24 protein-coding genes and 6 pseudogenes are annotated in these 26,295 nt (G+C 62.7%); 12 read left to right on the plus strand and 18 right to left on the minus strand.

Translation table 11 applies throughout. The features are described 5' to 3' along the window. Positions 1-33: 33 nt before the first annotated feature. Together IVB01_RS10930 and IVB01_RS10935 are read right to left on the minus strand one after the other, a co-directional pair. Positions 34-614 (minus strand): annotated as a pseudogene (locus IVB01_RS10930) (ubiquinol-cytochrome c reductase iron-sulfur subunit). Between the two features lie 123 nt (positions 615-737). Further along, on the minus strand, positions 738-1,016 hold the full coding sequence (locus IVB01_RS10935) for a hypothetical protein (protein WP_247494507.1): 279 nt from the start codon (positions 1,014-1,016) through the stop codon (positions 738-740). Between the two features lie 771 nt (positions 1,017-1,787). On the opposite strand from IVB01_RS10935, the gene IVB01_RS10940 reads away from it, so the two are divergent. The 5 genes from IVB01_RS10940 to IVB01_RS10960 all read left to right on the plus strand — a co-directional run bounded on the left by IVB01_RS10940 (position 1,788) and on the right by IVB01_RS10960 (position 7,028). Beyond that, positions 1,788-2,168 (plus strand): hypothetical protein, encoded by a 381-nt coding sequence (locus IVB01_RS10940; RefSeq protein WP_247449093.1) that lies wholly within the window; start codon positions 1,788-1,790, stop codon positions 2,166-2,168. 97 nt (positions 2,169-2,265) lie between these two features. Beyond that, positions 2,266-2,931 (plus strand): YjbE family putative metal transport protein, encoded by a 666-nt coding sequence (locus IVB01_RS10945; protein WP_247494508.1) that lies wholly within the window; start codon positions 2,266-2,268, stop codon positions 2,929-2,931. A 46-nt stretch (positions 2,932-2,977) separates the two neighbouring features. Next, a complete protein-coding gene (locus tag IVB01_RS10950; RefSeq protein WP_247494509.1) occupies positions 2,978-3,391 on the plus strand; it encodes a cyclophilin-like fold protein in 414 nt (137 codons plus the stop codon). Between the two features lie 127 nt (positions 3,392-3,518). Continuing rightward, positions 3,519-3,941 carry a hypothetical protein gene (locus tag IVB01_RS10955; RefSeq protein WP_247494510.1) on the plus strand — a complete coding sequence of 141 codons (423 nt, stop codon included), beginning with the start codon at positions 3,519-3,521 and terminating at the stop codon, positions 3,939-3,941. A gap of 924 nt (positions 3,942-4,865) precedes the next feature. Continuing rightward, on the plus strand, positions 4,866-7,028 hold the full coding sequence (locus tag IVB01_RS10960; RefSeq protein WP_247494511.1) for a heavy metal translocating P-type ATPase: 2,163 nt from the start codon (positions 4,866-4,868) through the stop codon (positions 7,026-7,028). 163 nt (positions 7,029-7,191) lie between these two features. On the opposite strand, the gene IVB01_RS10965 is transcribed toward IVB01_RS10960, so the two are convergent. The 12 genes and pseudogenes from IVB01_RS10965 to IVB01_RS11015 all read right to left on the minus strand — a co-directional run. Then, entirely contained in the window at positions 7,192-7,599 is a 408-nt protein-coding gene (locus IVB01_RS10965; RefSeq protein ID WP_247494512.1) for a hypothetical protein, read from the minus strand. 435 nt (positions 7,600-8,034) lie between these two features. After that, a complete protein-coding gene (locus tag IVB01_RS10970; protein ID WP_247494513.1) occupies positions 8,035-8,598 on the minus strand; it encodes a cytochrome c family protein in 564 nt (187 codons plus the stop codon). Between the two features lie 139 nt (positions 8,599-8,737). Then, a complete protein-coding gene (locus tag IVB01_RS35445) occupies positions 8,738-8,863 on the minus strand; it encodes a hypothetical protein (RefSeq protein ID WP_256464838.1) in 126 nt (41 codons plus the stop codon). A gap of 11 nt (positions 8,864-8,874) precedes the next feature. Continuing rightward, positions 8,875-12,060 carry a CusA/CzcA family heavy metal efflux RND transporter gene (locus tag IVB01_RS10975; protein ID WP_247494514.1) on the minus strand — a complete coding sequence of 1,062 codons (3,186 nt, stop codon included), beginning with the start codon at positions 12,058-12,060 and terminating at the stop codon, positions 8,875-8,877. After that, positions 12,057-13,496, minus strand: coding sequence for an efflux RND transporter periplasmic adaptor subunit (locus tag IVB01_RS10980; RefSeq protein ID WP_247494515.1), 1,440 nt, complete (start codon positions 13,494-13,496; stop codon positions 12,057-12,059). The genes IVB01_RS10975 and IVB01_RS10980 overlap by 4 nt, the downstream gene beginning before the upstream one ends. Beyond that, positions 13,493-13,900, minus strand: a complete 408-nt coding sequence (locus IVB01_RS10985; RefSeq protein WP_247494516.1) for a FixH family protein — start codon at positions 13,898-13,900, stop codon at positions 13,493-13,495. Before IVB01_RS10985 ends, IVB01_RS10980 begins: the two co-directional genes overlap by 4 nt. Before the next feature lie 98 nt (positions 13,901-13,998). Then, positions 13,999-14,355, minus strand: a complete 357-nt coding sequence (locus tag IVB01_RS10990; protein WP_247494517.1) for a hypothetical protein — start codon at positions 14,353-14,355, stop codon at positions 13,999-14,001. 94 nt (positions 14,356-14,449) lie between these two features. Then, entirely contained in the window at positions 14,450-14,884 is a 435-nt protein-coding gene (locus IVB01_RS10995) for a DUF411 domain-containing protein (protein WP_247494528.1), read from the minus strand. 325 nt (positions 14,885-15,209) lie between these two features. Further along, positions 15,210-15,356 (minus strand): hypothetical protein, encoded by a 147-nt coding sequence (locus tag IVB01_RS11000; protein WP_247494518.1) that lies wholly within the window; start codon positions 15,354-15,356, stop codon positions 15,210-15,212. Positions 15,357-15,437: 81 nt separating this feature from the next. Continuing rightward, positions 15,438-16,079, minus strand: a complete 642-nt coding sequence (locus IVB01_RS11005; protein ID WP_247494519.1) for a DUF1109 domain-containing protein — start codon at positions 16,077-16,079, stop codon at positions 15,438-15,440. After that, positions 16,076-16,633: a sigma-70 family RNA polymerase sigma factor gene (locus tag IVB01_RS11010; protein WP_247494520.1), complete on the minus strand. Its 558-nt coding sequence runs from the start codon at positions 16,631-16,633 to the stop codon at positions 16,076-16,078. Before IVB01_RS11010 ends, IVB01_RS11005 begins: the two co-directional genes overlap by 4 nt. Before the next feature lie 193 nt (positions 16,634-16,826). After that, a pseudogene (locus tag IVB01_RS11015) lies at positions 16,827-17,723 on the minus strand (3'-5' exonuclease); the annotation flags it as partial. A gap of 935 nt (positions 17,724-18,658) precedes the next feature. Here IVB01_RS11015 and IVB01_RS11020 point away from each other — a divergent pair. From IVB01_RS11020 to IVB01_RS11030, 3 genes and pseudogenes are all read left to right on the plus strand, one after another. Beyond that, a pseudogene (locus tag IVB01_RS11020) lies at positions 18,659-20,870 on the plus strand (PAS domain S-box protein). Between the two features lie 939 nt (positions 20,871-21,809). Further along, entirely contained in the window at positions 21,810-22,172 is a 363-nt protein-coding gene (locus tag IVB01_RS11025; protein ID WP_027574697.1) for a PRC-barrel domain-containing protein, read from the plus strand. Between the two features lie 117 nt (positions 22,173-22,289). After that, positions 22,290-22,666, plus strand: a pseudogene (locus tag IVB01_RS11030) (response regulator). Between the two features lie 58 nt (positions 22,667-22,724). Here IVB01_RS11030 and IVB01_RS11035 read toward each other — a convergent pair. Further along, positions 22,725-22,946 (minus strand): hypothetical protein, encoded by a 222-nt coding sequence (locus tag IVB01_RS11035; RefSeq protein WP_247494521.1) that lies wholly within the window; start codon positions 22,944-22,946, stop codon positions 22,725-22,727. A gap of 311 nt (positions 22,947-23,257) precedes the next feature. Next, positions 23,258-23,455, minus strand: a complete 198-nt coding sequence (locus IVB01_RS11040) for a hypothetical protein (protein ID WP_247494522.1) — start codon at positions 23,453-23,455, stop codon at positions 23,258-23,260. Positions 23,456-23,624: 169 nt separating this feature from the next. On the opposite strand from IVB01_RS11040, the gene IVB01_RS35450 reads away from it, so the two are divergent. Both IVB01_RS35450 and IVB01_RS11045 read left to right on the plus strand, forming a co-directional pair. Continuing rightward, positions 23,625-23,756, plus strand: coding sequence for a hypothetical protein (locus IVB01_RS35450; RefSeq protein WP_256464839.1), 132 nt, complete (start codon positions 23,625-23,627; stop codon positions 23,754-23,756). Positions 23,757-23,854: 98 nt separating this feature from the next. Further along, positions 23,855-24,022 (plus strand): hypothetical protein, encoded by a 168-nt coding sequence (locus IVB01_RS11045; protein WP_247494523.1) that lies wholly within the window; start codon positions 23,855-23,857, stop codon positions 24,020-24,022. A gap of 17 nt (positions 24,023-24,039) precedes the next feature. On the opposite strand, the pseudogene IVB01_RS11050 reads toward IVB01_RS11045, so the two are convergent. Then, positions 24,040-24,287: pseudogene (locus IVB01_RS11050) on the minus strand (hypothetical protein). After that, complete coding sequence (locus tag IVB01_RS11055; protein ID WP_247494524.1) at positions 24,280-24,510, minus strand: hypothetical protein; 231 nt, start codon at positions 24,508-24,510, stop codon at positions 24,280-24,282. Before IVB01_RS11055 ends, IVB01_RS11050 begins: the two are co-directional and overlap by 8 nt. 269 nt (positions 24,511-24,779) lie before the next feature. On the opposite strand from IVB01_RS11055, the pseudogene IVB01_RS11060 reads away from it, so the two are divergent. Both IVB01_RS11060 and IVB01_RS11065 read left to right on the plus strand, forming a co-directional pair. Further along, a pseudogene (locus tag IVB01_RS11060) lies at positions 24,780-25,166 on the plus strand (Ku protein); the annotation flags it as partial. A 341-nt stretch (positions 25,167-25,507) separates the two neighbouring features. After that, positions 25,508-26,295: hypothetical protein (locus tag IVB01_RS11065; protein ID WP_247494525.1), on the plus strand; the 788-nt coding region annotated here is incomplete at its 3' end.

Consider the following 26,295-nt stretch of genomic DNA (forward strand, 5'->3'; position numbering starts at 1 on the left):
AACTGTGGCACGGGAATCCGATGCGACTACTCGTCACCCTGCTTGTTGAGCACCTACCTTTCCAACGAATGTTGCAGCGATGGTGAGCGAGCCGTCGGTTATTGCCAGCGGCAATGCCGCCAGACCTCGAGGCGCGGGCCCGAACAAGACCTGCGCGCTTTCCCGGGGATTGAACTCGGAATTGTGACAAAAACACTTGAGCACGTCGTTGTCGCCTGCCTCGGACTTCAGCCGGTGACAGAACATCCGGCATGAGTACAGATCGCCGAATAGGCTACAATGCCCTCCGCGGAGCGCGAGCGGGTCTCCTCATCCATCTCCCCGGGATCAAGCCTTATGAGGAGGATTTCGTTGAGCCGCGAGCCGTTGCGGACGACCGAAGTCCTTGCGTCCTTTGGCCAGGCATGCAGCGGGGCTCCACCGAGCTTCACGTCATTGGGCACGATGAGGGCGCCGGCGCGGTCACGCTCTGAGACCACAAGAAGATCGCCTTTCCTCGGCCGATCGCTGCTGCCGGGCTGGTCTTCCTGCGCCGCAGCGAACCTCCTCGCCGTCAGCAACGCTCCAAGCGTGGCGAAGAAAAGCGACCGTCGCGTTTGCTTCGGACTTCGCATTGGTCGGTCTCCAGCCCCGCTGGAGAGCCTCGAAGTCAGGCACGTGTGGCTTCTCGGGCGAGGCGCAAGAGCAATGGGCTACAGGGCAGGCGCGCGGTCGCGCCTGCCCTGGCGAGGCTCAGCTCACCGCTGCTTTTCGCCGCTACCTGGCGCCCCCGTGGGGGTGCCACTGGTCGAGCCGGTTGTCGGCGCAGCAGTGTCAGTCTTTCCAGGGGGATGAGCAGAAGCACCTGGCTTTTCCTGCTCACCGACATAGCCGGACTCGCCGGACTGGCGGGTCTTGATGCCCTTGTCCGCCTCCTCCTGCATCTGCGGGTTCGGTGCCGTCGGCTGCTGGGCCAGCCCCGGTAAGGCGAACGTAATTCCAACAGCTACAAGCATCGCAACGATTGTGGTTCGCATAGCAGTCCTCCCCATCGCAGCGCGCACTTTGTACGACAACGAACGCACCGGCCCGCAAAAGTTTCCTCGCTCATCAGCCGTATTTGCGAAAAGGCGATACCGCACAAGGGATGGCGAGCCCGGCTTTAGAGCGACGTTCCGGCGGCGGCATGCGCGATGTCCGAGCTTGGAGGTGTCCGACGTGCCCGGCGGCTTTCTCTTCGGTGGTCGGCATCAGGCAAGGACATTAGCGTAGCGAACAGCGATGCAGCGGCACCTTCAGCCATCGCCGGCGATGCTTTGACGGGCGCGCGTCCTGTGGGTGATCAGGCCGCAACGCTACCGAATTTCTCCGGTTCGAGCGCGTCGAACCACCCACTTGCACTCGCGCCATCAGGGCACGTTCCAATAGAAGGGGGATGTGTGCGTGCTAACGGCTCGCGGTCATCTCGCCGCGCGGTTAAAACGCGCGCGACAATGCGTAGCATTGTCTTCCTGATTGCACTGGTCGTCTTTAGAGAGGCAATTTTATCGATCGTGGGTGCGCTCTTCAGAGGGGCCAGCACATGATTGAGCTTTGGATCAAGTGGCTTGAGTCCCTGGCCTCGGTCGAAGGGCTGGCAGCCATCGTCGTTGTTGCCGTAATGACCGCTGGCGTTCTTACGCTAATTGAGGGGCGGCGCAGTAGGACCAAAAAACATTAGCTGCAAGAACCAAAAGAACGGCCAGCTGGACCAGGGTCGTTCCACAAAGGAAGTGGCCCTATAAGATGCTCGTATGCAGGAGGATCGAATGATCGCTTCTCATGCAAGTTGGAATGCTCCTTGGCGAGAGACATTCTGCATCTTCGTGCTGTTGAGCATGCTAGTCGCGGCTCCGGCCCTTTTGATAATATTCCTGCTGGACTCGCAACTCGTCTTACCAGCGCTGAGTCTTCTGTTTTTCTCGGACGCGATGATCACCGCGCTATTGGCCCTGGCAAAGTCAGGGACTGCAACGGCAGGCAAAATTTCTCTGTGGGATATCGCAGGTGCGTTCACAATGATCGGTTGCGCCGCAGCGATTTTTGGCGAGCCAGATCAAGTAGCACTGCTTTTCGGGCAGACCGCCGGACCACATTCGGACGCCGCTGCCGGAGATAGTTACCTTAGCGATCGAGCCGCGATGGACTAGAACTGGATCTGTATTGGGGCTCTGGAGGTGACTCGAATGGGTCGACCTGGCAGATAAATACGCGCCTCGCTCGGAGCAGAACCTGGGGCCATGACCCTTGATAGACCATCTTGATACGGATGTCCTTAGCGCACTCGTGCAGGTCGTTCTGATTGACCTTGTGCTCGCTGGTGATAACGCCATCGTCATCGGCCTTGCTGCAGCGGGACTTCCTCAAGCGCAACGAGCCAAGGCCATTTTGATCGGGATCGTCGCCGCGACGATACTGCGTCTTCTCTTAGCGGGGATAGCCACCCAAATCCTGCAGATCGTCGGCCTTCTGCTCGCTGGTGGGATCCTGTTGCTGTGGGTATGCTGGAAAATGTGGCGAGAGTTGCGCACGTCTTCCGCAGAGTCCACAGTTTGGAAAGGGGCCATAGGGGCCATTGCAGAAAGCAAACCCCGCAAAACGCTCTTCCAAGCGAGTTGGCAGATTATCGTTGCCGACGCTTCCATGTCTCTCGACAATGTCCTTGCCGTCGCAGGGGCGGCACGCGATCATCCCGTAATCTTGATTTTCGGCTTGGGGCTTTCCATCGCGATGATGGGGCCCATGATGGACCGCTTCACGGAGGGCGACATTCAGAAGGCGATCGACCTAGAACCGGTAGGCCGTCTCGGAAAGCCCGAGGAGATCGCGGGAGCGGTGCTGTGGATGTGCTCGGACCTTGGCGGCTTCGTGACCGGGGCCTCGATAGTGGTCGACGGCGGTTGGTCGCTTTAGGGCTGCGATCGCAAACGATTTCGCTGGGTCAGGAAGGACGACCTCTATGCGCAATTTCCAGATCGCTGCAGCCGCTCTTGCGTTTTCTTCAATGGAGCCCGTCATGGCCCAAGAACGTATCGGGATTTCATCGGAATGGGGGAATGTCACCGCCGAGCTCTCCGACAATAACGCGGCGCGTTCACTTGTGAGCATGCTGCCGTTGACGATCGAAATGAGCGACCACCTGCGTCAGGAGAAGACGGGCAGTCTGCCGTCTCCGCTGCCGGAGGTTTCGCGTCAGCGGGATTTCGAGGTGGGCACACTAGGGCTATGGGGACCCGATCACTTCGTGATCTACTATCGCAAAGGAAGGGTCCCACAGCCCGGGATCGTGATACTCGGCAACGTAATCGGGGATGTCTCCGTTTTCGACCGTCCTGGCCCGATCGCTGTTCGCATCGAGGCCGAGAAGCGGTAAGCTAGGCGGCAATGGGCACCGCATAGCGGCTTTCAAAGGTGAGGTGTCTCCGGATGGGCTTGGGCAGGTTGATCGCGGTGCCCTCTCCTGCACGGCCGCCATGTGGCGCTGATCGGTCGAGGCGGTTGTGAACTTCCAGGTGACGGTCCTCAAAATCCTGGCGAGTTATCCGGATGGCTTTGCCGTCATGGAGGACCTCAAACGCGACATGTCCATCCTGGCGACAAGTGGCCGCGAATGGGCAGACCGGATAAGGCGCCTCGCCGCGCGGGTGCCGGATCTCGATATCTTCTCTCAAGGCCTCGTCGAACGCATCAGCGGGGGCTGGAAGATCACGGCGCGCGGGCGAGAGGTCCTCGAATTCATGGAAGCTCGCCCCGCGGCACCCGCGCTACCCCAACGGACCGCGGTCGATGAAGCTCCCAAAGCGGTATCCGAGACAGCGCCAGTTTCTCCGCTGCGGCAGCCCGCTGACCGCGCCAAGCGGCAGCGCGAACGCCACGAACGTCGTCGCGAGGCGCGCGAACGCGCGAGAGCGAACGCCTCTTGAGCTCATCGAGGCCAAAGAAGAAGCCGCCGGCTGGGCACGGCGGCTTAGTTAGTCCCGGACTGTCGAATGCCTCCCCAGCCGAAAAGCGTACCGCCATTACCTTGTTTGCGGCCATGCCCGTCCGATCTACCGGCTGCATCTCGATTCGACCATGAGGTAGCCGAGTTGTGCACCGGCTCTTACAAGCCGGTAAGGCCTGAAACGGGGAGGACGGGAGCCGAACCCGCGCGGTGTCGCCGGCCGCGACCGGTCTCCGCCGGCCCGAACCACGCCCAACACCCCACATTTGAACGGCGGGCGCGTTTCCTCCGACGAGAGGACCCGCCGTTTGAGGCCCACCCTGAAGCGATCAATGAGGACGCAAGGGATCCGGAGGCCGGTCATCTCGATGATTGCCGTGGGTCCGAGCTCGATGAGCGTGCCGAGCGGCATCCGCTCGAGAGCCAATCCGGCGGTGCTGACGTTCTCGCCGAGGTCGCCGGTGCCGACCTCGAAGCCGGCTATAAGTAGTGTCGCGAAGAGCTCGGATGGAAGCAGGTGAACTTGCCGGAGATTGGGTAGGCGTGGCTGGCGACGGGCCAGCGCGGCGATGTTCGAGTGCGTGCGCTTCTATGCGGCGGCCCACCTGGCCGACACCTGGCAGCTGATCCTCGGCGTGGTCTTGATCGTCATCATTCTCTATGCGCCTAACGGCCTCCAGATCAAGAGGGTTGCCGATATCGACCAGCGCCGTCCCAGGCAGGACCGTCGCCTCGCTGTCCTGGACGATCTTCAGCGCCCGTCCGCTCGCCGGCGCGAGCGCCCGGAACTAGTCGCCTGCCCTTCGACAGACCGGATTTGCCGAGATAGCGTCGCCTTGCCAGGGATTGACGCCGTACTCAGAATGCATGTCGGCTTCACACTCGAGGAGCGCGAGCTAACGTCATGGAACCGTTCGTGCCGAACTCCCCCGGCAGTGCCGAAAAACCGCTTAGAATGCGCGTTGAAGGCATGGACTGCAGCGCTTGTGCGATCAAGGTTGAGAACGCGCTCAAGCGACTGCCCGGCGTCAGCGACATCAGCATGAACTACGCGACTGAGACTTTGTCCGTGCGGCTCGACGAGAACCGTACCTCGCGGGAAATCATCGAGCTCAAGATTCGGGCGCTCGGCTACACACCGACGTCGCCAAACGGGGAAGCTGCCGGCGCGCTCAAGGCCGCAGCGCCGGATGAGCAGTTGGCGGGGGATCAGCCCTGGTGGAAGACCCGCAAAGGTCGATTGGTGGTGAGCCTCGCAGCGCCTCTCGCGCTGGCGTTTATCGTCTCGACTGTGAGACCCGATCTCTCGCTTTGGGCCTACGGTGCGGTGGCACTTATCGGGCTCATACCCGTCGCGCGGCGCTCTTTCATTGGCGCCTTGTCCGGCACGCCTTTCAGTATCGAGACGCTCATGACGGTGGCCACGGCCGGCGCCATCGCGATTGGAGCGGCCGAAGAGGCGGCGGTAGTCATATTTCTGTTTGCGATCGGTGAGTTTCTGGAAACGGTCGCAGCGGGGCGTGCAAGGTCAGGCATCAAAGCTCTGATCAATCTCGTCCCGCGGACCGCTCGGATCGAAGAGGCCGGCCAGATCCGTGAAGTGGCAGTTGAGCGCCTGCGGGTGGGCAACATCGTCATGGTGCGCCCAGGCGACAGAGTGCCGTCGGACGGTCAGGTAGTTGAAGGCCAATCCGAAGTCGATCAGGCGCCGGTCACCGGCGAGTCCGTTCCAGTGTCGAAGGGCCCCAGCGACCCGGTATATGCCGGCAGCATAAATGCGAATGGCGAATTGCGCGTACGGGTTACGCACACCGCTGCTGACAACACGATTGCGCGCATCATTCACCGGGTCGAAGAAGCACAAGGATCGAAGGCTCCGATCGCGCGGTTCATCGATCGGTTCTCGGTTTACTACACTCCGGCCGCCATGGTGGTGGCGGCGCTCATCATGCTCGGGCCCCCGCTCGTCGTCGGCGCTGACTGGTACACCTGGCTTTATCGCGGCTTGGCGACGTTGCTCATCGTGTGCCCCTGCGCCCTGGTGATCTCGACCCCGGCCGCAATCGCCTCGGCGCTCGCATCCGGTGCTCGCCGCGGGCTTCTCATCAAGGGTGGAGCAGCGCTGGAAATCCTCGGCAGAGTCAAGACCGTCGCGTTCGACAAGACCGGTACCCTCACCCTCGGCCGACCCGAGGTGACCGACATCGTTGCTGTCGAAGGCTCAGAGGACAGCCTGCTGGCTAAGGCGGCGGCGGTCGAGCGTGGATCAAGTCACCCGCTGGGTCTTGCGATCATTGCTGCGGCAGAGGCGCGCGAGCTCGCTATCCCACCAGCTTTCGGAGGTGCGACCGCAATCCCGGGTAAGGCAGTAAGCGCACGTCTGCGCGAAGGCTTTGTTTCGGTCGGATCGCCGCGTTATGCCGCCGAGCTGGGACTGCTGCCGAACGAGCTTGCGAGCCGCATCAAGGCGCTTGAAGCTCGAGGGAAGACCGTCCTCCTTGTCCTCGCCGCCAAGCGCATCATTGGCCTGATTGCATTGCGCGACGAGCCGCGTGCCGATGCAATAGCCGGCATTGGGAGACTGAAGGCGCTTGGCATCCGGACCGTCATGCTGACTGGGGACAACCGGTGCGCTGGTGACGCGATCGGACGCGTCCTCGACCTCGAAGTGCAATCCGAGCTCCTGCCAGATGCCAAGCTCGCCGCCATCAACGGCATGAAGACGCGCGGACCAGTCGCGATGATCGGCGACGGCATTAACGACGCCCCGGCCCTTGCGACAGCAAACGTCGGAGTGGCCATGGGCAGCGGTGCGGATGTCGCTTTGGAAACTGCAGATGCCGCGCTGCTCAAGAATCGCGTCCTCGGCGTGGCCGAGTTGGTTGAGCTCTCGCGAGAGACACTGTCCAACATCTGGCAGAACATCACTATCGCGCTCGGTCTCAAGGCTGCTTTTTTCGCCACCACGGTGTTCGGCGTCACTTCGCTGTGGATGGCAATCCTGGCCGACACCGGCGCAACGGTTCTTGTCACCGCAAATGCCTTGCGCCTATTGCGCCGGCGCTAAACTGCCTTGAGCTTGGTGGAGGGTATAGATTCTCGAGTTCCGCATTCGCAGGCGTTCGGCAGGACGATCGCCAACGGGGCGTAGCGTCAATGATTGCTCTGCGGGGCTGGCACCTCGTCCAGCACCGCCATCCGCAACTAGTCGGTCTCCAGCGAGGAGAGCCTTAAGCTTTCAGGTCCGTAATCCTCATAACTGCGACCGCGTTCCCATCATTGAACGCCTGTTCTTTTGTGTCCTTGTTGCAGGTCCAGACAAAATTCTTTTTGGCCGTAAAGGTCTTTCCCTCCTGCTCAAGCCGAAGCTCCCCTTCCGTGATATGGCAGACCATGGCATTCATCATCGGGGGCCCCATGGTTTTTGATCCCGGTTGCATAATGATATCGCGCATGGAGACAATCTTAAAACCGGGGATGATGGATGGAGTCTCGCCCTCATATTCTCTCACCACCACGCCTGGCCACGGCGTTGTATCCTTGTAGCCCGCGGTTTGAGCGACAGCTGGCCTCATCATGGTCGCCGCAGCAGCTGCCAATCCGACTCCCAATGCTGATCTTCGATCGATCTTGCTCATCCCTTTTCTCCTGAGGTTATGGCGACGAGCCGCTGCAAGAACGGCGCGCGCATTTCCTGGACTGTGAATTGTAGCGCGAGACCGAAAAGGGCGGCCTCTTAAGGGTGGGTGCCTGCCGACTGCACTAGCACTGCTCGTTCGTCCCCGAACGGTGATTTCGGCACATCCCGCTGAATCTATACTCTACGCGCTCTGAGGCGGCTGAGAAACAGCGGTCGCGGCCAATTGCTGATTTCAGTCCTCTTCGGAACCAATGTCGCTCCCGAGGTTGTGCAGCGCGAGGATCGCGCTAATTAGAAGAGCTGAATGCGATGCAATGTCACGGCCGTCACGTAAATCCTGAAGCTCCGGCGCTCGTCGCGTTGAAAAAAGAGGCGGCGGCACTCACTTTTCGAAACTGTGAGCATTCCGGCGACGCCCATACGGCCAGCCCGATCAGCACTTTGGCGCGATCATTTTGATTTCCTCCGGTCCAGAGAAGATGACGCCGGCGCGATCTCCCATCATTCCGGCCGGCATGATGGCCGGCGCGCCTTTCTCGGGGCCATCCTTGCTGGAATCCGTTCTGAAACGAAGGTTACGCTCCCAGAAGGAGCGCGTCTTCCCATCGGCGGTGGTCACGCGGTAGGTATCGCGGCAGTACGTGATGGCTTTGACATGCCTCGCTGGCTCGAGGTTCTTCAGGCTCGGATCGCGGTCCCCGCCCATCATGCCTCCCATTCCGCCCATCGGCGCCTGTGCGGTTCGCTGCGGTGCGGCGCCAGGCTTGGTGGCCTCTTTCAGAAATGCAAGCAGGTCCGCCCGATCCTGCGGGTTCTTGATGCCGTTGAACGGCATTTCGTTGTCGAGGACCATGCGGTCCGGATCCGTGAGCCACCCATCGAGCGAGCGATCATCCCACACTATTCCCGACGACTTGAGAGCATCTGAGTAGCGCTCGAAGCTCGGCAGGGAGCCCGCCTTGCGTCCCCACAGGCCGGCGAGGCTCGGCCCCGTCATGTTGCGGTCGGGCTCGAGCGAGTGGCACGGTGCGCAAACACGAAAATCCCGCTCCCCGCGAGCGACGCGGTCTTGCTGCGCGTGAATTGGCGACAAGACGAGGCCAGCCGCGAGCGCCGCAAATAGGGTGCGATGCATATCAATCTCTCCTGTTCGTGAAGAACAGATATTTGATCAGCGCGGCCGCCCCCAACACCAGAACGATGACGACCAGCGCGGCGACGAGACCCATACCGCCCATCATCCCTGACATCATGTCGTTCATCGTGGCTCACCTCATTTGGCAGGCTCCGGGATTCTCAGTTTCGTCACGATCGCTTTCGGCTCGGTCGGTGGTCGTGGTTTGCTTGCAGGAGGCAAACGGAACCCCTTGGCCAGCCCGAAGATGGCCGGGATCACGATCAGCGTGAGCAGGGTCGACGAGACCATGCCGCCGATCATCGGCACCGCGATGCGCTGCATGATTTCGGAGCCGGTACCGGTACTCCACATGATCGGCAGCAGTCCCGCCATGATGGCGACCACGGTCATCATCTTCGGCCGGACGCGCTCGACGGCGCCCTCCATGATCGCCTCGCGGAGATCGGCACGGCTCAGTGTCCATCCTTCCGCGGCGCGGCGCTCCCTGATCTCCGCGAGCGCCTGGTTGAGATAGATCAGCATCACGACGCCGGTCTCGGCGGCGACGCCGGCGAGCGCGATGAAGCCGACGGCGACGGCGACCGAAAGATTGAAACCGAGCCACCACATCAGCCAAAGCCCGCCGACCAGCGCGAACGGCAGCGACAGCATGACGATCATCGTCTCGGTGACCGACCTGAAATTCAGGTACAGCAGCAGGAAGATGATGAGCAGCGTCGCCGGCACGACGATCTTGAGGCGCGCCATGGCCCGCTCCAGATATTCGTACTGCCCGCTCCAGAGCACGTAGTAACCGGCCGGGAACTGGATGCTGGCCTGCACCGCGCGCTGGGCGTCCGCGACGTAGCCGCCGAGGTCGCGGTCGCGGATGTCGACGTAGATGTAGGTCGCAAGCTGTCCGTTTTCGGTCCGGATCGAGGTCGGACCGCGCGTCGATTGAACGGTTGCGACCTCACCCAACGGCACAGCCCCGCCGGCGGGCATCGGGACGAGGATGTCGCTCGCGATGGCCTTCGGATTGTCCCTGAGATCGCGGGGATAGCGCATGTTGACGGTGAAGCGTTGCCGGCCCTCGACCGTGGTGGTGACCGTCTGTCCGCCCAGCGCGGTCGCGATCGCGTCCTGGACATCCTGCACCATGATGCCGTAGCGCGTCAGCGCCGGCCGGTCCGGCGCGATTTCGAGGTAGTAGCCGCCGATGCCGCGCTCCGCGTAGGCGGACGAGGTGCCCGGCACCGCACGCAGGACCTGCTCGATCTGCTTGGCGAGCCTGTCGATCTCGACCAGGTCGGTGCCGATCACCTTGACTCCCACCGGCGTTCGGATGCCGGTCGAGAGCATGTCGATGCGCGCCTTGATCGGCATCGTCCAGGCGTTCGAAACGCCGGGGAACTGCAACGCTTTGTCCATCTCGGCAACGAGACTGTCGATGGTCACTCCGGCGCGCCACTGCTCCTTTGGCTTCAGGTTGACGATGGTCTCGAACATCTCCGTCGGAGCGGGGTCCGTCGCGGTGGCGGCGCGTCCCGCCTTGCCGTAGACCGATGCGACCTCGGGAAAGGACCGGATGATCCTGTCTTCGGTCTGCATCAACTCGGCCGCCTTGGTGATGGAAATGCCCGGCAGCGTCGTCGGCATGTAGAGCAGTGTGCCTTCGTTCAGGTTCGGCATGAATTCAGTACCGAGCTGGCGGGCCGGCCAGACGGTGGCCGCGAGGACGGCGATCGACAGCAGGACGACAAGGGTCTTCGCACGCAGCACGCCATTGATCACGGGCCGGTAGATCCAGATCAGAAATCGATTGATCGGATTGCGGTGCTCGGGGACGATCCTGCCGCGGACGAAGATGACCATGAGCGCCGGCACCAGGGTGACCGACAGCAGGGCCGCCGCCGCCATGGCAAAGGTCTTCGTGAAGGCCAGCGGACTGAACAGCCGTCCTTCCTGCGATTCCAGCGTGAAGATCGGCATGAACGAAACGGTGATGATCAACAGGCTGAAGAACAGCGCCGGCCCCACCTCGGCAGCCGCCTCGATCAGGATGGCGATGCGCGACTTGCCTGGCTCTGCGCGTTCCAGATGCTTGTGGGCGTTCTCGATCATGACGATCGCGGCATCCACCATGGCGCCGATCGCAATGGCGATGCCACCGAGGCTCATGATGTTGGATCCGATTCCGAGCAGCTTCATCGCGCCGAACGCCATCAGGACACCCACCGGCAGCATCAGGATGGCGACCAACGCGCTGCGGACGTGCAGCAGAAAGACGACGCAGACCAGCGCAACGACGAGGCTTTCCTCGAGCAAGGTGTGCTTGAGCGTGTCGATAGCGGCATAGATCAGGTTCGAGCGGTCGTAGACCGGCACGATCTCCACCGATTTCGGCAGGCTGGTCGTAATCTCCTTGAACCGCTTCTTCACGTTTTCGATCACGTTCAGCGCGTTCAAACCGAACCGCTGCAGGATGATGCCGCTGGCGACCTCCCCTTCCCCGTTGAGCTCGGTAACACCGCGCCTTTCGTCGGGTCCAAGCTGGACCCGCGCCACGTCGCGCAGCAGGACGGGCGTGCCCTTGTCGGTCTTCAGCACGATATCGCCGAGATCGTTGATGCTCTTCAGGTAGCCCTTGCCACGGATCACGTATTCGAACTCGGACAGTTCGACCGTGCGGCCGCCGACGTCGGCGTTGCTTGCCCTGATCGCCTCGCGCATCTTCTGCATGGTGATCCCGAGATCGCGCATCCGCTGCGGGTCGAGGATCACGTTGTACTGCTTGACGAAGCCGCCGACGCTCGCAACCTCGGCGACGCCTTCGGCCTTGGCCAGTGCGAATTTGAGATTCCAGTCCTGGATGGTCCGCGTGTCGGCAAGGTTCAGTTCCTTGGACATGATCGCATACTGGTACACCCACCCGACGCCGGTGGCGTCCGGACCGATGCTAGGCGCCACTCCTGCCGGCAATCTCGACGTCGCGGCATTCAGGAATTCGAGCACCCGCGAACGCGCCCAGTAGATGTCGGTGCCGTCTTCGAAGATCACGTAGACGAACGAGACTCCGAAGAACGAGAAGCCGCGCACCACCTTGGATTTCGGCACGGTGAGCATGGCCGTCGCGAGTGGATAAGTGACCTGGTCCTCGATCACCTGCGGCGCCTGGCCGGAGTATTCCGTGTAGACGATCACCTGCGTGTCGGAGAGGTCCGGGATGGCATCGAGCGGCAGATGGACCAGTGCGTAAATTCCGGCCGCAGCCGCGAAGCCCGTACCGAACAGGACCAGAAGCAGATTGCGGGCCGACCAGGCGATCAGGCGGGCAATCATGGCCGCACCCCCGTGGTGCCAGCCGCCTCGGCGGGTTGCGGGCCCTGGGGCTCGGCAAAGCCCTTCAAGGCCGCCTTCAGATTGCTTTCGGCATCGATCAGGAAGTTGGCGGAGGTCACCACCGCTTCACCTTCGGACACGCCTTGCCTGACCTCGACGTATCCGCTGCCGCGCCGGCCGAGCTTCACCTCGCGCGGCTCGAAGCGGCCTTCTCCCTTGTCGACGAGGACGGCCTGGCGCGTGCCGCTGTCGAGCACGGCGCTTTCGGGCACGGCCAGCACCGGGGCCGAAGTGCCCGCTTCGATTTCGGCATCGACGTACATCTCAGGTCGTAGCAGTTCATCTGGATTGGGCACTTCAAGCCGGATCCGCGCTGTGCGGGTCTGGGCATTGAGATGCGGATAGATCAGCGTCACGGCACCAGTGAACGTCTGTCCACCCAGGGCTCGCGGCCTGATCGTGACTTTCGTCCCCACCGCGACTTGAACGAGATCGCGCTCCGCGATGTCCACAAGAACCCAGACGAGGCGGTGGTCGGCTATCCTGAACAGAACGTCGCCGGGCCCGGCTCGCATCCCATTCACCGCGTTGCGCTCAATGATTTCGCCGTCCTGCGGCGCGAGCCAGGGAATGGAAAGCGATATATCCCGCGTGCGCTCCAGCTCCCTGATGGCCGGCTCCGGCGTGCCGAGGTTCTCCAGCCGCCGGCGCGCGCCCTTCAATTCTTTGCCAGTGGCGCCTGCATTGATTGCGGAAAGATACTCGGCGGCGGCACTCGAAAGCGCCGGGCTATACACATTCATCAGCGGTTGACCTTTGTGAACGTGGTCCCCCGTCGTGACGTTCGCGACACTTTCCACGAAGCCCTCGAAGCGCAGCGCGACGACCGAGATGCGCCGCTCGTCCTCCTGGATGACGCCAGGTGCGCGAACGATCGATTTGACGGCTTGGCGCACGACCGGCTCGGATTTCGCGCCGGTGCGCTGAATCTTCCCTGGCGACAGCTTCACGGTTCCGTCGTCGCTGTCCTCGCCTTCGTAGACCGGGATGTAGTCCATGCCCATCGAGTCTTTCTTCGGCACGGGCGAGGTGTCCGGCAGCCCCATCGGGTTGCGATAGTATTTGATCTTGCGCTCGGTCTTCGCCTCGGCCGCTTTGCTTGGTACCGTCGGCTCGCTGGGCTCGTCGAAGCTGACGTCAGCATTCGCCGGCACGGCGCGCCAGGCCCGGCCGTCCGGCGTCTTCTTGGGCTCACGCGAGTAGAACGGCTTCCCGTCCGGATCCTGGTAATAGATCGTCGCGCCGTCCTCGGCTGCGGCGGCGAGCGACACAGCCGGTCGGCCGAATGGGTTCGCGTGCGGCGCGACCGCGAGCAAGCCGGCGCCGGCCGCTGCGCAAAGCGCAACGACCGTGCTGATGGTAACGGCGCGCTTCATTTCTGCGCCGTGACGACGAGCTTACTTTCGACGGTGCCCGTCTCGCCCTGCACTTTGGCACCGAGCGAAAGCTGCCATCGGCCCTCCATGCTGAAGTTGACCTTGAACTTGTAGGTGCCCGGCTCGCCACCCGGCACCGAGGCGACCTTGGTGACCATCTCCTGCATGCCGTCCGGTGCCATATCGAGACGGGTTGCGAAAATGACCGCATCAGGCACCGGCTTGCCGGTCTTCTTGTTCAGCAGCCGAACGGTGACGATCTTGTCAGCGCCGGTCTTGACCGTTTGGTCGACGAGTTTGAATTCGTAGTCCTTGATGTCGGCGAGCGCCGCAGGTGCCGTGCCGAACACGGCCATACCGATGAGCGCAGCCGCGACCGCGCGCGAATAGTCGAACGATTTCATGTTTTCTGATCCTCGATTGCTTTTGGTCTGCCGCTTGCGCGGCGTTGTACGCCCGCGACCTCTAGGCACGGGACGTCAACCGGCGCTTACAGCGCCGCTCAGGCCAAATGCCGAGGAGGATGTTCGGGAGGCGGACGGGTCAGACCGGCGGCAATCACATCATCAAGCGGCCGCAGCAGCTCCCGCGCGGGCACCCTAACGGTTACCGGTGTGATCGACGATCCGGCTTGCAACACCTTCAACATGCAGATCGCAACGAGCGGACAGTCCTGGCATTGCTTGCTGTTCTTCTCGTCCGGGCAGCACGACATGCCGTCCGGCATGTCCTGCGCGTCTGCCATCTGCATGGGGGCCATCGAATGTCCCGCCACCGCCGGTGTTACCAGCGGCGCGACCGTCAGCCCGGCCGTCACGAGGACCGCGAGCAAGAGCCTGAGGAAGCGGCGAACATTCATGGTGCTACACTCTCACAGGGGCGGAATGCTGGAAAGCGCCCCGGTTCACGAATTCGCGAGCCACGCGCCCCTGTTGATTAACCGTCTCACACGGTCAGCCAATGGCTTCCTTGCCGACGAAACGCATGAACGTGGTCCGGCCGGCCGGCCCGAACAACACGACCGCGTACGGCTGGGGATGCCCGCCTTCCATTCCCGGCGATCCTATGGGCATGCCCGGCACCGCGAGCCCCCGAGCCTGCGGGCGGTCCGCCAACAGCCGCTGCACGGCCGAGGCCGGGACATGGCCCTCGAGGATGTAGCCGCTCACCTCTGCCGTATGGCACGCCGCCAGATCGGCCGGGACGCCCAGGCGTTTCCGGACGCTCGGGAGGTCGGCAGCATCGTCGACGTCGACCGTGAAACCCGCGTCGCGCAGATGTTGCACCCAACCTGCGCAACAGCCGCAGTTCGGATCCTTGTGGACCTTGATCACCGGTTCGGCGGCGAAGGCGGGGCGAGCCAGTCGTCCCAAGGCGACCGTGGCCATCAATCCCAGAACGGATCGTCGCGCGAATCCACCCACTTCCTTGGTCATATGCAGCTCCTTCGTTGGCCTACGTTCGCGCCACCGAGGACCGAGATCAAGGGATTGCAGACGTACGCTCGTCTGCAATCCTCCGTGACTGGCCAAGTCTGTAAATGCGGGGCCTCACGCAATCTATTGGGATGACTTGGGTCCGCCATGATAGCGCCAGGTGGAAGCGCCCGGAACGCTCATGGGCTCTACCCAAGACGCTCCCCTGTCATAAGCGAATGCTGACATCGGGGTGCGTTGCGAGGTAGCGACGCCCGCTGAGGTCGCTGCCCTGGCCTCATTGGGCAAATACCTCTTGTGAGAGGTCGTCGCGGCCGCATGGGCGGTGGCCGATGCCACAACGAACGGCACCAAGAACGAAAAAGTAAGAAGGCTTCTGTTGATCGACATAACCCGGCTCCATCATTTTTTCCGTGAAGCGCATTTGCGCCTCTAATGATGAGTTCGGAGCCAATCTTCGGGCGGTTACAGGCTCACGCCGACGTGAGATGCGTCTGCTGCTCAGCTACCATCGCAGCAGCCGCGGTCCCAAAATCGCGCCTGCGAGCGTGCACAGCACAATCGTGCCGCCATACCAGAGCGCGACAAAGGGCAGCGAATCATCGGTGCAATGGAGTGCATAGCCGATCGCGCTCACACCACCGGCAACAAGCCCGCTGAAGGCCCCTGCGCGAACCAGATTGGTCGGAGCGGCCTTTCGCACCGCCCAGATCACGACGGCAAACGGAACCACCGCAATGACCGGAATGGAAATGAGGCATTCGAGCCAATCATCCCCCATCACCATCTTGTCCCAGTGCGAGCTCGGGGCCTGTCCAAGGCTGATGCCCGCGAGCAGCAGGATCGCCACAAAAGGTAGCGCGGCCAATCCAGGGGAAACCCTTCGCTCCCCGGCCGGACGCGCCAATCGCGCCAAATAGACGGCCGCCGCGCCTACGGTGCCGGTCGCGAACGCGAGCTTTAGGAACAGGAAAATCACGGCGCGAGGTGTGGCCAGGTCGGTACGGACGCCCAACACAATGAACGTGATCCCGATCGCAACAACCGCCCCGAACGCGAGCGCAAGGCCCACGTTGCGGTCGACCAGCCGCCGGTTGACCGGTTCGACGTTCATGCTGAGTGCTGTAATCAGTTCGTCCGTTCTCATGTTTGCGTCCTCTGTGCGATCATGGTCGCCAAGGCTTTCAATCCACGATGAATATTGACCTTCACGCTCGATTCCGAAATGCGGCAGTGCCGTGCGGCTTCAGCTATGCTCAGGCCCTCGATTTTCACGGCCTCGATCGCGCATCCCATCTTTTCCGGCAGCCGCTTTAATAGGCGCCGAAGGTCAAAGCTGCTCTCCACGCTAAGGTGATCGTCGTTCGCCGTGACTTCATTGGCTTCATCGATCGGCACGTCGGCAACGGACGTCCTGTTCCGGCGCAGGAAATCGATGAGCTTGTAGCGCGCGATCGCGTGCACCCAGGGCGTAAAGGGCTCCGTCGGATCATAGGTATGACGCTGGATGTGAATGGCCAACAGGGCCTCCTGAAGCAGATCCTCCGCCTCCGCCGCACCTCTTCCGATGTGACCGAGCCTGCGCTTGTAGTAGGCGCGCAAATGTCGGCTCAAGCGCTCAAGAAGCGCACGGTGCGACGCCGCATCGCCTTCCTGGCTGGCGACCATGAGTGCCTTCAGCTCTTTTTCCGTCGTCGTCATGCCTGCCTTATCGGCTAGTTCGGCCACTTACCGAACTTGGTTACAGGCAATCGGGCCCAGGGAGCAAAAAATCTGAGACAGCGGACCCCGCTCGGCGTCCGCCGTGAAGAAGGCGGTCAAGAAGGTCGGCAATTCCCGCGAGGGGGGTGGAGAAGCGCCTGGTCGCTGAGCGCGCCCGACCTGGTCCCGGTCCGATCCGGCCGGAGAAACGCGTGAAGGCAGTCAGCCGCTGCACGCCGGGATCGACGTCACGCATGTAGATCTCGTTTCGCAAGAACACGATCTCGTCGTCTACGGCGGTCTCGCCGACGTCGATGTACCAGCTCTTCGGACGACCATCGCTGCCGTCATTCCAACGGTAACCCCGGCACTTCAAGGAGTCCTTGAGTTCGAATGCGGTCTGCTCAGCCCAGACCCGCAACGTCGGCTTGCGCGCGTTCTCCAGCAGGACGGCCAGCGCCGGCGAGCCCGTGGTCGGAAGCTCGAACGCGAGAACTTCCAGCAGGGCGTGGCAGTCGTCCACCGCCCGGTGCGCCTGGTGGAAGAAGCCCGCGCCGTTCAGCAGGTATCCGAGTTGCGCGCCCGCGAAGCCGTGTTTGCGCCAGTCGATCTCGGTCGCGCTGCAGCCCCAGGCCTTTTGCTCGAACACCGGCCAGTAGCGCTCCGCGAACTTCCTGTCGAAACCGCTGTTGTGTGCGATGACCACGACCACGGAATTGTCGACGAAGGCGTTCACGGCGGCATCGTCGACCTTATGGCCGGCCACCATTTCGTCGGTAATGCAGGTGAGCGCCGTCACTTCGGGCGGTATCGGCGCGGACGGCTCGTTGAAGGCGGAAAACGTGTCGCGGACGCCGACGATGCGGCCATCCTGCAGGTAGTCGAACTTGACCATCCCGAGTTCGATGATCTCGTCCTTGCGGTGGTCGAGGCCGGTGGTTTCGGTGTCGAGCAGAATGCCGACCTTGGTCTCCATCCCGACGGGCGGGAGGGACGTAGGCCGCGGGGCGAGGCGCCGCAGCACCCGGTAATCCTTCGACCGGTTCAAGGCCTCGGCCATGGCGGCCAGATCCGATGGGTCCTGAAACATCTCTGCTCGAAAAGGGCTTCGGGAATCCGGTCAGGCCGGGCACCACACAATAGCGGAGGCGCCAACGACGAGGTACCGAAAAACCGGGCGATTCACGGCGTTTTCGGCTCATGTCGGTTCGATCGAGCCGGGACGCGGGCGTCGGGTCGCGCCTGTCGCTCGTCACCTGTCCGGTGGCGCGGGGCTCGGGACGCTGCGGGATGACGACTGGCTCCGGATCGGAAGTCGTCTCGCAATCTCGTCCTTGTCGTCCATCGCGAGCGCCGGTCTTTTGGGGGTCTCTCGCGCTGACGACTTGAAGCCGGCTCGGATCGACCGAATGGCTGGCGTCGCGCTTTGCGTCTGTTCTTCCCGCCTCGCTCAGCGGGCGCCGTGCGACGGCGACGACTATCCCTTTCAAGAACTAGATCCTGCGTCGACGCCACAAGCCACCCGGGCGAACGAACGCCGCTTCTGGCGAAGGTGCCGCAAGATGTCGTTCAGCGTCATCGCGTTCAGCAGCGTTCATGCGGACTTGATCTAGGGCGGGCGTCCAAAGCAATTCCTTTGGCCGATGCGCCCGGATGGCTCCTAACGTTCGCCGGAGTTTGACCGCGCTCATCCGCGACGCGATCATTTCCCGGCGTCGCGCCGACGTGCCGGGCCGCCTTCGATCCGTAGTGGGAAACCGAAAACGCTGGCGACAAGGAAGGGCCGTGATGCGGTCTTTTGTTCCGCATTGTATCGACGTTTTGAACGAAATTTCGCGGCCCCACCATACCCGCTGCAAAGGGAACTCACCGCTGGCACCCTGCGTTGGCCAAGTGTACTTCTACAGCCGCCGGGGGCCGTCAAGAAAGTCGAGCAACTGACGTCGGCCTGATCGCCGTGTCCTTCGGACGCCATTCCTTGGTTGGTGTCCTCCTTCCGGGATGTGGCATCCGCACATTTGGTCGATGATCGAAGATGACGACCTCGCAAGCGCGCCCGATGAAATCAGCGCGGCCCAGTGGCGTCAGATCGTCAATGGCGCGACTGATACGGCCATCATCAGCACCGATGAACGCGGACTCGTCACCAGCTGGAATACCGGCGCAAGCCGGATCCTTGGCTGGAGCAAACCCGAAATGCTTGGCAAGTCCTTGGAACGGATCTTTGCCGCAGATGCTGGCCAGGCGCAGTTGCGCAAAGAAATGGAAGACGCCACCGCGCACGGCAGGGGCGGCGGCGAGGAAGGCTGGCGCGTGCGAAAAGACGGGAGCCGCTTCTGGGCGGTTGGAGAACTGAGTCCGATCCGCGAGGGCGGAAAGATCGTCGGTTTCGTAAAGATCCTACGCGACCGCACCATCCAGCGAGACACCGAGGAGATGATCCGTGAAGAGCGGCATTCGCTCGAAGTGCTCAATCGCGCCGGATCGGCCCTCGCGCTCGAGACGGATCTCCAGCGCCTGGTGCAAATCGTAACGGATGCGGGCGTCGAACTCAGCGGTGCCGAGTTTAAGGCGTTTTTCTACAACCTCACCAACGAGGCCGGCGAAAGCTACATGCTCTACACGCTTTCGGGAGCGCCGCTGGAGGCATTTTCGAAGTTTCCGATGCCGCGAAATACCGAAGTGTTCGCGCCCACCTTCAACGGCGAGGGCATCGTGCGCTCCGACGATATCACCAAGAATCCCCGCTATGGCAAGAATGCGCCGCGTCGAGGCATGCCTGAAGGCCATCTGCCCGTCCGGAGCTATCTCGCCGTTCCCGTGATTTCGCGGACGGGGGACGTGATCGGAGGCTTGTTCTTTGGCCACGGCAAGCCCGGCGTCTTTTCGGAGCGCTCCGAGCGGAGCCTCTCGGGGCTCGCCGCCGAAGCGGCCGTGGCAATCGACAATGTCCGTCTTTCCCAGGCGTCGCACCGCGAAATCGCAGAACGCAAGCGCGCCCAGGAGGCGCTCGTCGAGTTGAACGCAACGCTGGAAAAGCAGGTGATTGAGCGCACCGAACAGCTCAAGCGCAACGAGGAGGCGCTGCGGCAGTCCCAAAAGATGGAAGCGGTGGGGCAGTTGACGGGCGGGGTCGCTCACGACTTCAACAACCTCCTCCAGGTGATCATGGGAAATCTCGACACGCTGCAGCGTAATGTTCCTTCGGATTCGGCGCATCTGCAGCGCGCCGTGCGTCACGCGATGAATGGCGCCCAGCGGGCGGCCGCGCTTACGCAGCGCCTTCTCGCGTTCTCGCGTCGCCAGCCCCTCGATCCCAAGCCGATCGACGTGAACGTTCTGGTCAACGGGCTTTCCGAGATGGTCCATCGCACGCTCGGCGAGACGATCGCCGTGGAGACCGTGCTCGGCGCCGGGTTGTGGCGCGTGGAAGCCGACCCCAATGAGCTCGAGGCCGCCATCCTCAATCTCGCCGTCAACGCTCGCGATGCCATGCCAAATGGGGGAAGGCTAACACTTGAGACCGGTAACGCTCACATCGACGAGGCCTACGTCGCGGCTCATAGGGAAGTGGTGGCCGGCCAGTACGTCGTCATATCGGTCACCGATACCGGCGTTGGCATGGACCGGCAGACCGTGGCGCAAGCGTTCGAGCCCTTCTTCACGACGAAACCTGTAGGCAAAGGCACGGGACTTGGGGCTCAGCCAAGTGTATGGCTTCGTCAAGCAGTCGGGTGGTCATGTGAAAATCTATTCGGAGCTTGGGCAGGGCACCACCGTCAAAATTTACCTGCCTCGCCTGTTAGGCGACTCGTCGGATGACACCACACCTGATGAGACGCTCAATCCGGAGGCGACCCAAGAAGAGACCATTCTCGTCGTCGAGGATGACGACGACGTCAGAGCCTACTCTGTCGACAGCCTCCGCGAGCTCGGCTATCGCGTGCTGGAGCCCCATGATGGGCCGGCGGCTCTACGGATTCTAGACCGGCAACCCCGAGTGGATCTCCTGTTTACGGACGTCGTCCTACCGGGCGGTATGACGGGCGCGCAGGTCGCCGCTCAAGCCAGAGCCATCCGCCCCTCCTTGAAAGTGCTGTTCACTACCGGATATGCCCGCAACTCGATCATCCATCACGGCCGGCTGGATAAGGGCGTGCAGTTGATCGTCAAGCCCTTCAGCTTCAATGAACTGGCCGCCAAGGTCCGCGACGTGATGGATCAAGTCGAAAACTGAGCGATGGCGCGCAGCAGAACAAGTTGGCTTCTGAACTCCAGCGCTTCCAAAGCCGCCTTCATCGATGACGCCGACGACCTCTGCCGTGACACGACAAGGATGATCATCGGCATCGAGCATTGGCCGCTGCGGCACCGATCGGGTCGCGTCAGCGCGGCGGCCGACGCTCGCGGGCGAGCCAGCCCACCGCATTTGATTTCATGGGATCAACCGCGATCGTAACCTTTTCCGTCCTGCCGCAGGTAGAGCACTCGAACGTGCGCTCTTCGAATCCTCGCTCGCCGGAAGAGATACGCGAGAGCGCGAGCGCGTGCTTGCACACCGGGCACATCGGACGATCGTTTAGGGACTCCATGCGTCTGGCCTCGAAGGCACAACATCGCAGGCGCCCCGGAAGGACGGTTCGACTCTGGCGCCCGGAGGAGGCCGCCGCCTTTGGCTATCCTCGCGGGCGCTGGTTCTTAATAGCGGGTCGTGAGACCTTTGGCTGTCCGCGACAGGCGCCGTAGTTCAACGGCGGGCGACGGTCCCTGCAGTCCAATAGGGTGGCAAGGTTATCGTTCCTTCGATCTGCCCCGCCGCTCGTCGATCTGTGGTTCACGCGGTAGCCGCCGCCCGCCCGGCGTCGGTGATGCGATACTCGATATCTCCGGATGGAAGTGGTTCGGTCCAGGAGACCCAGCTCCACGAGCCGCGCCACGATTTCGTGGTCGAACGTCGGCGGGCTGACCCAGGATTCGCCGAGGAGCTTCCTCAAAAAATCGCGCTCCAGATCGGTCAGCTCCATCCTCGAACTCCGCTCGCCGGCCCGCACGCATTGCGGCGCATCATCCGATCCGGCCGCTCTATCCTGGAGATCAACATTTCGCCGCTGATTGTGCCGGGAACGGAGGCATGGTGGCCTGGTTGACTTCCGAAGGCAACATCCAGGAGGTCAACATGGCCATGGAAGATCGCGAGACGTTCAGCCTGATCGGCAGCGACAAGGTGGAGGGCACGAACGTGTACGGGGCCGACGGGGAAAAGGTCGGCTACATCGAGCGCGTCATGATCGACAAGGTCAGCGGCAAGGTGTCGTACGCGGTGCTCAGCTTCGGTGGTCTGCTCGGCATCGGCGACGATCACTATCCGCTGCCCTGGCAGGCGTTGAAATACGACACCAATCTCGGCGGCTACGTCACCGGCATCACCCAGGACCAGCTCCGCGGCGCCCCGAAATACGCCGACGAGAGCAGTTGGAATTGGAGCGACCCGGCGACCACGCGCTCGGTGAACGCCTATTACGGTGTGCCGGTGGCTTAACACGGCGCACTTTGGTGCCTGGCTGGCTGACGGCGGAGATCGCTCTTCCGCCGGACCCCGGACCAACGCACCGCCGCATGCGAGACGACCCGGCTCGGTCGCCGAGGAGACTTGAAAGTGAGGGATGCCGTTCGTGTTTTAGTGGTGGAGGATGAAGCTCTCATCGCAAGCTTCGTCGAGGACGCCTTGTCCGATGGCGGTTTCGAGACCTGCTCGGTCCATTCGGGGGAGGCGGCACTGTCCACGTTTCGGGACGGCCGCGAGGGATGTCGGGTCCTGCTGACCGACGTCAACCTGGGTGACGGCATAGCGGCTGGGAGTTGGCGCAGCAGATCAGGGAAATCACGCCTGGCTTTCCGGTGGTCTACATGACGAGCGCCAGCGCGCCTGACTGGCAATCGCACGGCGTCGAAGGCAGCGTCCTGATTCAGAAGCCCTTTGCGCCGGCGCAATTGGCTGCCGTCGTCTCGCAGCTACTCGCTGCGGGGGTCTAGCCGGCTGAACCGTGGTTGTTGCGAGCTTCCGATCGTTCGGCCGAGCCCGCAACGGTGGCTATGTCTTGGCCGTGGATGCGGCCGCGGCGCGAGCCGCTGCTACCGCCATCCAGTCCCGCAACAGTCCCTTGTCCTCTTTGGAAAACGACGCCCGCCGCTTGAGGTCCTCGAACGTGTCATCGGGATGGCATCGCTCGAAATCCTCTCTGACCAGCGACTCGAGGTAGGTTCGATCCTCGGTGCTGCCTGAATCCAAATGCTGGCGCGAAGCGATCCTCATGGTTGTCCCCTCGGCGCACGCAGTCGAAGGCTGCCCGGATGCGGCACAACGGCAAGAGCGATCGTTAGTTCACGAACAGATTGGTCCGGATCGACCCAAGGGCCGCTCGGCCATTGTTGCGACCGCGGCCGCCGTGAGGCCGGTCGGCCGCTGAATTCCTGCAGGGCACGCCGGCTTCGGTATCCGCCCCTTGCCGCCGCACTTCGTGCAACGGCCCGGAAAGATCCTGCGACCGGGTTCGGTGTCGCGCGCTGACTGGTGCCCAGCGCCATTGCAGGCGTCGCACTTGACCTCGGCGGAGCCGCCTTTCCTCATGCTTCGCCCGGGCCGGAAAAGTGGGTCGCCGGCGCCGTGGTGCGCGGCGGCGGCAGGGGCCGGGCGCTCGCGCCGGGTTTGCTCTTGGCGTCGTACCTCTTGGCGAGGTCGAGCAGCCGTCTTCGTGTGAACGGGTCCGCTCTTTCCGCAAGATCGCGCGCCCTCTGCGCGAAACCACTGTAGAACTCTTCCATGACGCCACCCCACATCATCACCGAAGCTGGATTTGATTGGGTGGCGCGGCTCGCGTCAAGAGCTCGCTTGTGTCCGCGTGGCCATCGAGAATAGGCTAAGGGCGGCGGGGGAAGCCAGATGTCGCTGCTGCATCAAATCCGGAAGTCGTGCCCTCACTGCGGGCGGCCTATGAAGCTCGTCCGCGACGAGGTCGCCAATGGCGGGGAGCGCTACGTCTGCCCCGATTGCGACGACGATCCGCTGCACGATCCCGCCGCCCGTAAGTGGGTGGACGGGCCGCTGCGGCCGCCGGCGAAATAGTGCCCGGCAGAATCGGCCCGGCCCTCGCAGAGTCGAGACTGGCAGGATCGTCGCGGGCGCACCAACTTGTCTGTAGATGCCAAGCATGGGGAGGCGCGATGTCGACGCTCGCAAAGCTGCTCTCGCGGAAGCAGGCGCTCCTGGAGCGACTGGAGAGCGATCCTGGGCCCAACGAGCGGGAGGAAATCCAGGTATTGCTCGCCCAGATCGAGACCGCGCTGAACTTGCTGGAGCCGAGAGATGCCGCCGGTTCGAGCGACGAATGAAGCGAAGTCGCCGCCCGTCAGAGCGCGCTCAGATCGTCCGGCACGTCGCCGAACTTCCGGATCAGCTTGGCATCGCCGAAGTCGCCGGTGGCGGGATCGCCGGTCCGGCTGAAGGCCACCGCCCCGGCGCAGCCGGGCTTCCGTGAGAGCGCTTCGGCGCGCATGACGGCGGCGTTGGCGCTCAGGCATTCCGTCGCCTCGCCAGGCGCGATGCCGTCGTCGGAAGGGACGAACGCAAAGCGACGTAGTAGGTCACTTCAGACATCGGTCTCGTCCTTGCGCTGGCGCGTCGGCGACAGCCGGCCGCGCGCGTAGCCTGTCGACACTTTCGTCCGGAGCTCTTCGATCTCCGCCTCGAGAAAACCGTTCGCGACGATCAGCGCTTTCACCGCCTCCCGTGCCTCCCCACCGCAGACCTGGATGGCCTGGTCGGCGGCAAGCTCGAGGTCGCGCTCGGCGGGCGCGGCAGGTCCTGGTGCGGCGGGCATGTCGAATGTTCTCTGTTCGTTCGATGGGAGTCAAGGGCCCTCCTGGGCCAAGTCCGCATGCCATCGATCGAATTCGCTCGGCGGAGAAAGCAGGCCGCGCCCCTTTGCGGCAGATCAAGGAAAAGAAGCCTACAGGAACGGATCGCGAATTCGCCAGGGCCCGCGGCGGCCAAGGCTCTCCCTGAAATCTTCCTTGCGAGGGCGGTGATGTCGGAACCGGAGGCGGCCATTCGTCTTGAGTCCGGGCGTCTCGAATCGGAGTTCTGCGTATGGCCCCGCGCGCCAACTGGAAAGGCTTCCTTCGTCTGTCCCTCGTCACCTGTCCGGTCGCGCTCTACCCAGCCACCTCGGAGAGCGAGAAGATCTCGTTCAACCAGCTCAACCGGCAGACCGGCCATCGCATCAAGTACCTGAAGGTGGACAGCGATACGGGCGAGGAGGTGCCGAACGAGGGCATCGTCAAGGGCTACGCCTTGGACAAGGATACCTTCATCGAGGTCTCCAAGGAGGAGCTGGAGAACGTGGCGCTGGAGTCCACGAGCACCATCGAGATCGACGAGTTCGTCGACAGGTCCGAGATCGACCCGCGCTACCTGATCCGCCCCTACTATCTCAGGCCCGACGGCAAGGTCGCCCACGACGCCTTCGCTGTGATCGCGAGGAGATGCTGATGCCGATCGTTGGCAAGAAGGCGGCGAAGGAGACCGCGGGGAAGAAGCCGGCGGCCAGACCGCAGCGGAAATCGGCGTGAGCCTAAAATCTTCGCAAACCGCACGCCGCGATCGATGACTGGCTGACTAAATTGAAGGCAGCGACGTCGCGTCGCGCGCTGTCCCGTGGCGCTGCGGAGACTTTTTCCGCATAATGGCGCCTGCTTTACTTAATCCATCAGTGTCTCAACTGCCATGAGGTTCGACAGTTTGGACCGGCCACCCCTCCGTTCTCGAACACAGCACAGAATCGGCCTGGCCGCCTCGGCCCTGATGCGGCAGCCGAGATGGCGCGTATTTTGGACGAGCCGCCGATGTTGCTGTCTGACGTTCTGCAGGGCGATGCCCGCCTGACGCCGAAGTGGGCGCATGGTGGGCTGAAAGAGGATTACATGCGCGGCGTGACCGGACACATCGCGGTCGGCTGCTACGAAGGACAGCATCAGATATCCTGGCGCATCGAGAACAAACTCCTGAACTCCAGGACCAACCCGAAAGCGTTCACCCTGATTCCGCAAGGCGTGGACGGCCACTGGAATATTGCAGGTCCCGTCGTGGTTTCACACGTCTATCTCACGCAGGAACGCCTTCAGGCGTGCGCCGACGAGGTCGCGGGTGGAAGACGGGTCGAAATTCTGCCGCGCGTGGCTTTCGCCGATCCCGCGGCGGCGGGGCTGCTCGAGATCCTGAGTCATGAGGCGGAGCGGGACAGCGCATCGTCCAGGCTGTTCGTGGAGCGGGCGATCGACCTTCTGTGCTTGCGGCTGGTCCAAGAACATTCCTCGTTTGGCGCTCTGCCTGCTCAGGGCAGGAAAGGTGGGCTTGCCGGTTGGCAAGTGAAGCGTGTGACCGCATTTATGGCCGAAAATCTGAACCGCCACATCGGGCTTGACGAACTCGCCGCCCTTGTCGATCTCAGTCGCTTTCACTTCTGCACGGCGTTTCGGCGGTCGACGTGTCAATCGGCGTTCGACTGGGGCTCTGACTCATATGTGGAACGGCCCGGGCTGCAAGGTCTTTCTCTGATTGAACAAGGAATGGCGGTGCGGTCATATGTTCGGCCTGTGAACGCGGC

Source organism: Bradyrhizobium sp. 164, assembly GCF_023073715.1.
Lineage (GTDB): Bacteria > Pseudomonadota > Alphaproteobacteria > Rhizobiales > Xanthobacteraceae > Bradyrhizobium.

What these genes read in the sequence shown, in the direction of transcription:
- IVB01_RS10935 (WP_247494507.1), bottom strand. Translation starts at nt 1,016, where the DNA reads ATGCGAACCACAATCGTTGCGATGCTTGTAGCTGTTGGAATTACGTTC.
- IVB01_RS10940 (WP_247449093.1), top strand. Translation starts at nt 1,788, where the DNA reads ATGATCGCTTCTCATGCAAGTTGGAATGCTCCTTGGCGAGAGACATTC.
- IVB01_RS10950 (WP_247494509.1), top strand. Translation starts at nt 2,978, where the DNA reads ATGCGCAATTTCCAGATCGCTGCAGCCGCTCTTGCGTTTTCTTCAATG.
- IVB01_RS10960 (WP_247494511.1), top strand. Translation starts at nt 4,866, where the DNA reads ATGGAACCGTTCGTGCCGAACTCCCCCGGCAGTGCCGAAAAACCGCTT.
- IVB01_RS10965 (WP_247494512.1), bottom strand. Translation starts at nt 7,599, where the DNA reads ATGAGCAAGATCGATCGAAGATCAGCATTGGGAGTCGGATTGGCAGCT.
- IVB01_RS10970 (WP_247494513.1), bottom strand. Translation starts at nt 8,598, where the DNA reads ATGACGGGGCCGAGCCTCGCCGGCCTGTGGGGACGCAAGGCGGGCTCC.
- IVB01_RS35445 (WP_256464838.1), bottom strand. Translation starts at nt 8,863, where the DNA reads ATGAACGACATGATGTCAGGGATGATGGGCGGTATGGGTCTCGTCGCC.
- IVB01_RS10975 (WP_247494514.1), bottom strand. Translation starts at nt 12,060, where the DNA reads ATGATTGCCCGCCTGATCGCCTGGTCGGCCCGCAATCTGCTTCTGGTC.
- IVB01_RS10980 (WP_247494515.1), bottom strand. Translation starts at nt 13,496, where the DNA reads ATGAAGCGCGCCGTTACCATCAGCACGGTCGTTGCGCTTTGCGCAGCG.
- IVB01_RS10985 (WP_247494516.1), bottom strand. Translation starts at nt 13,900, where the DNA reads ATGAAATCGTTCGACTATTCGCGCGCGGTCGCGGCTGCGCTCATCGGT.
- IVB01_RS10990 (WP_247494517.1), bottom strand. Translation starts at nt 14,355, where the DNA reads ATGAATGTTCGCCGCTTCCTCAGGCTCTTGCTCGCGGTCCTCGTGACG.
- IVB01_RS10995 (WP_247494528.1), bottom strand. Translation starts at nt 14,884, where the DNA reads ATGGCCACGGTCGCCTTGGGACGACTGGCTCGCCCCGCCTTCGCCGCC.
- IVB01_RS11000 (WP_247494518.1), bottom strand. Translation starts at nt 15,356, where the DNA reads ATGCGCTTCACGGAAAAAATGATGGAGCCGGGTTATGTCGATCAACAG.
- IVB01_RS11005 (WP_247494519.1), bottom strand. Translation starts at nt 16,079, where the DNA reads ATGAGAACGGACGAACTGATTACAGCACTCAGCATGAACGTCGAACCG.
- IVB01_RS11010 (WP_247494520.1), bottom strand. Translation starts at nt 16,633, where the DNA reads ATGACGACGACGGAAAAAGAGCTGAAGGCACTCATGGTCGCCAGCCAG.
- IVB01_RS11025 (WP_027574697.1), top strand. Translation starts at nt 21,810, where the DNA reads ATGGCCATGGAAGATCGCGAGACGTTCAGCCTGATCGGCAGCGACAAG.
- IVB01_RS11035 (WP_247494521.1), bottom strand. Translation starts at nt 22,946, where the DNA reads ATGAGGATCGCTTCGCGCCAGCATTTGGATTCAGGCAGCACCGAGGAT.
- IVB01_RS11040 (WP_247494522.1), bottom strand. Translation starts at nt 23,455, where the DNA reads ATGGAAGAGTTCTACAGTGGTTTCGCGCAGAGGGCGCGCGATCTTGCG.
- IVB01_RS35450 (WP_256464839.1), top strand. Translation starts at nt 23,625, where the DNA reads ATGAAGCTCGTCCGCGACGAGGTCGCCAATGGCGGGGAGCGCTACGTC.
- IVB01_RS11045 (WP_247494523.1), top strand. Translation starts at nt 23,855, where the DNA reads ATGTCGACGCTCGCAAAGCTGCTCTCGCGGAAGCAGGCGCTCCTGGAG.
- IVB01_RS11055 (WP_247494524.1), bottom strand. Translation starts at nt 24,510, where the DNA reads ATGCCCGCCGCACCAGGACCTGCCGCGCCCGCCGAGCGCGACCTCGAG.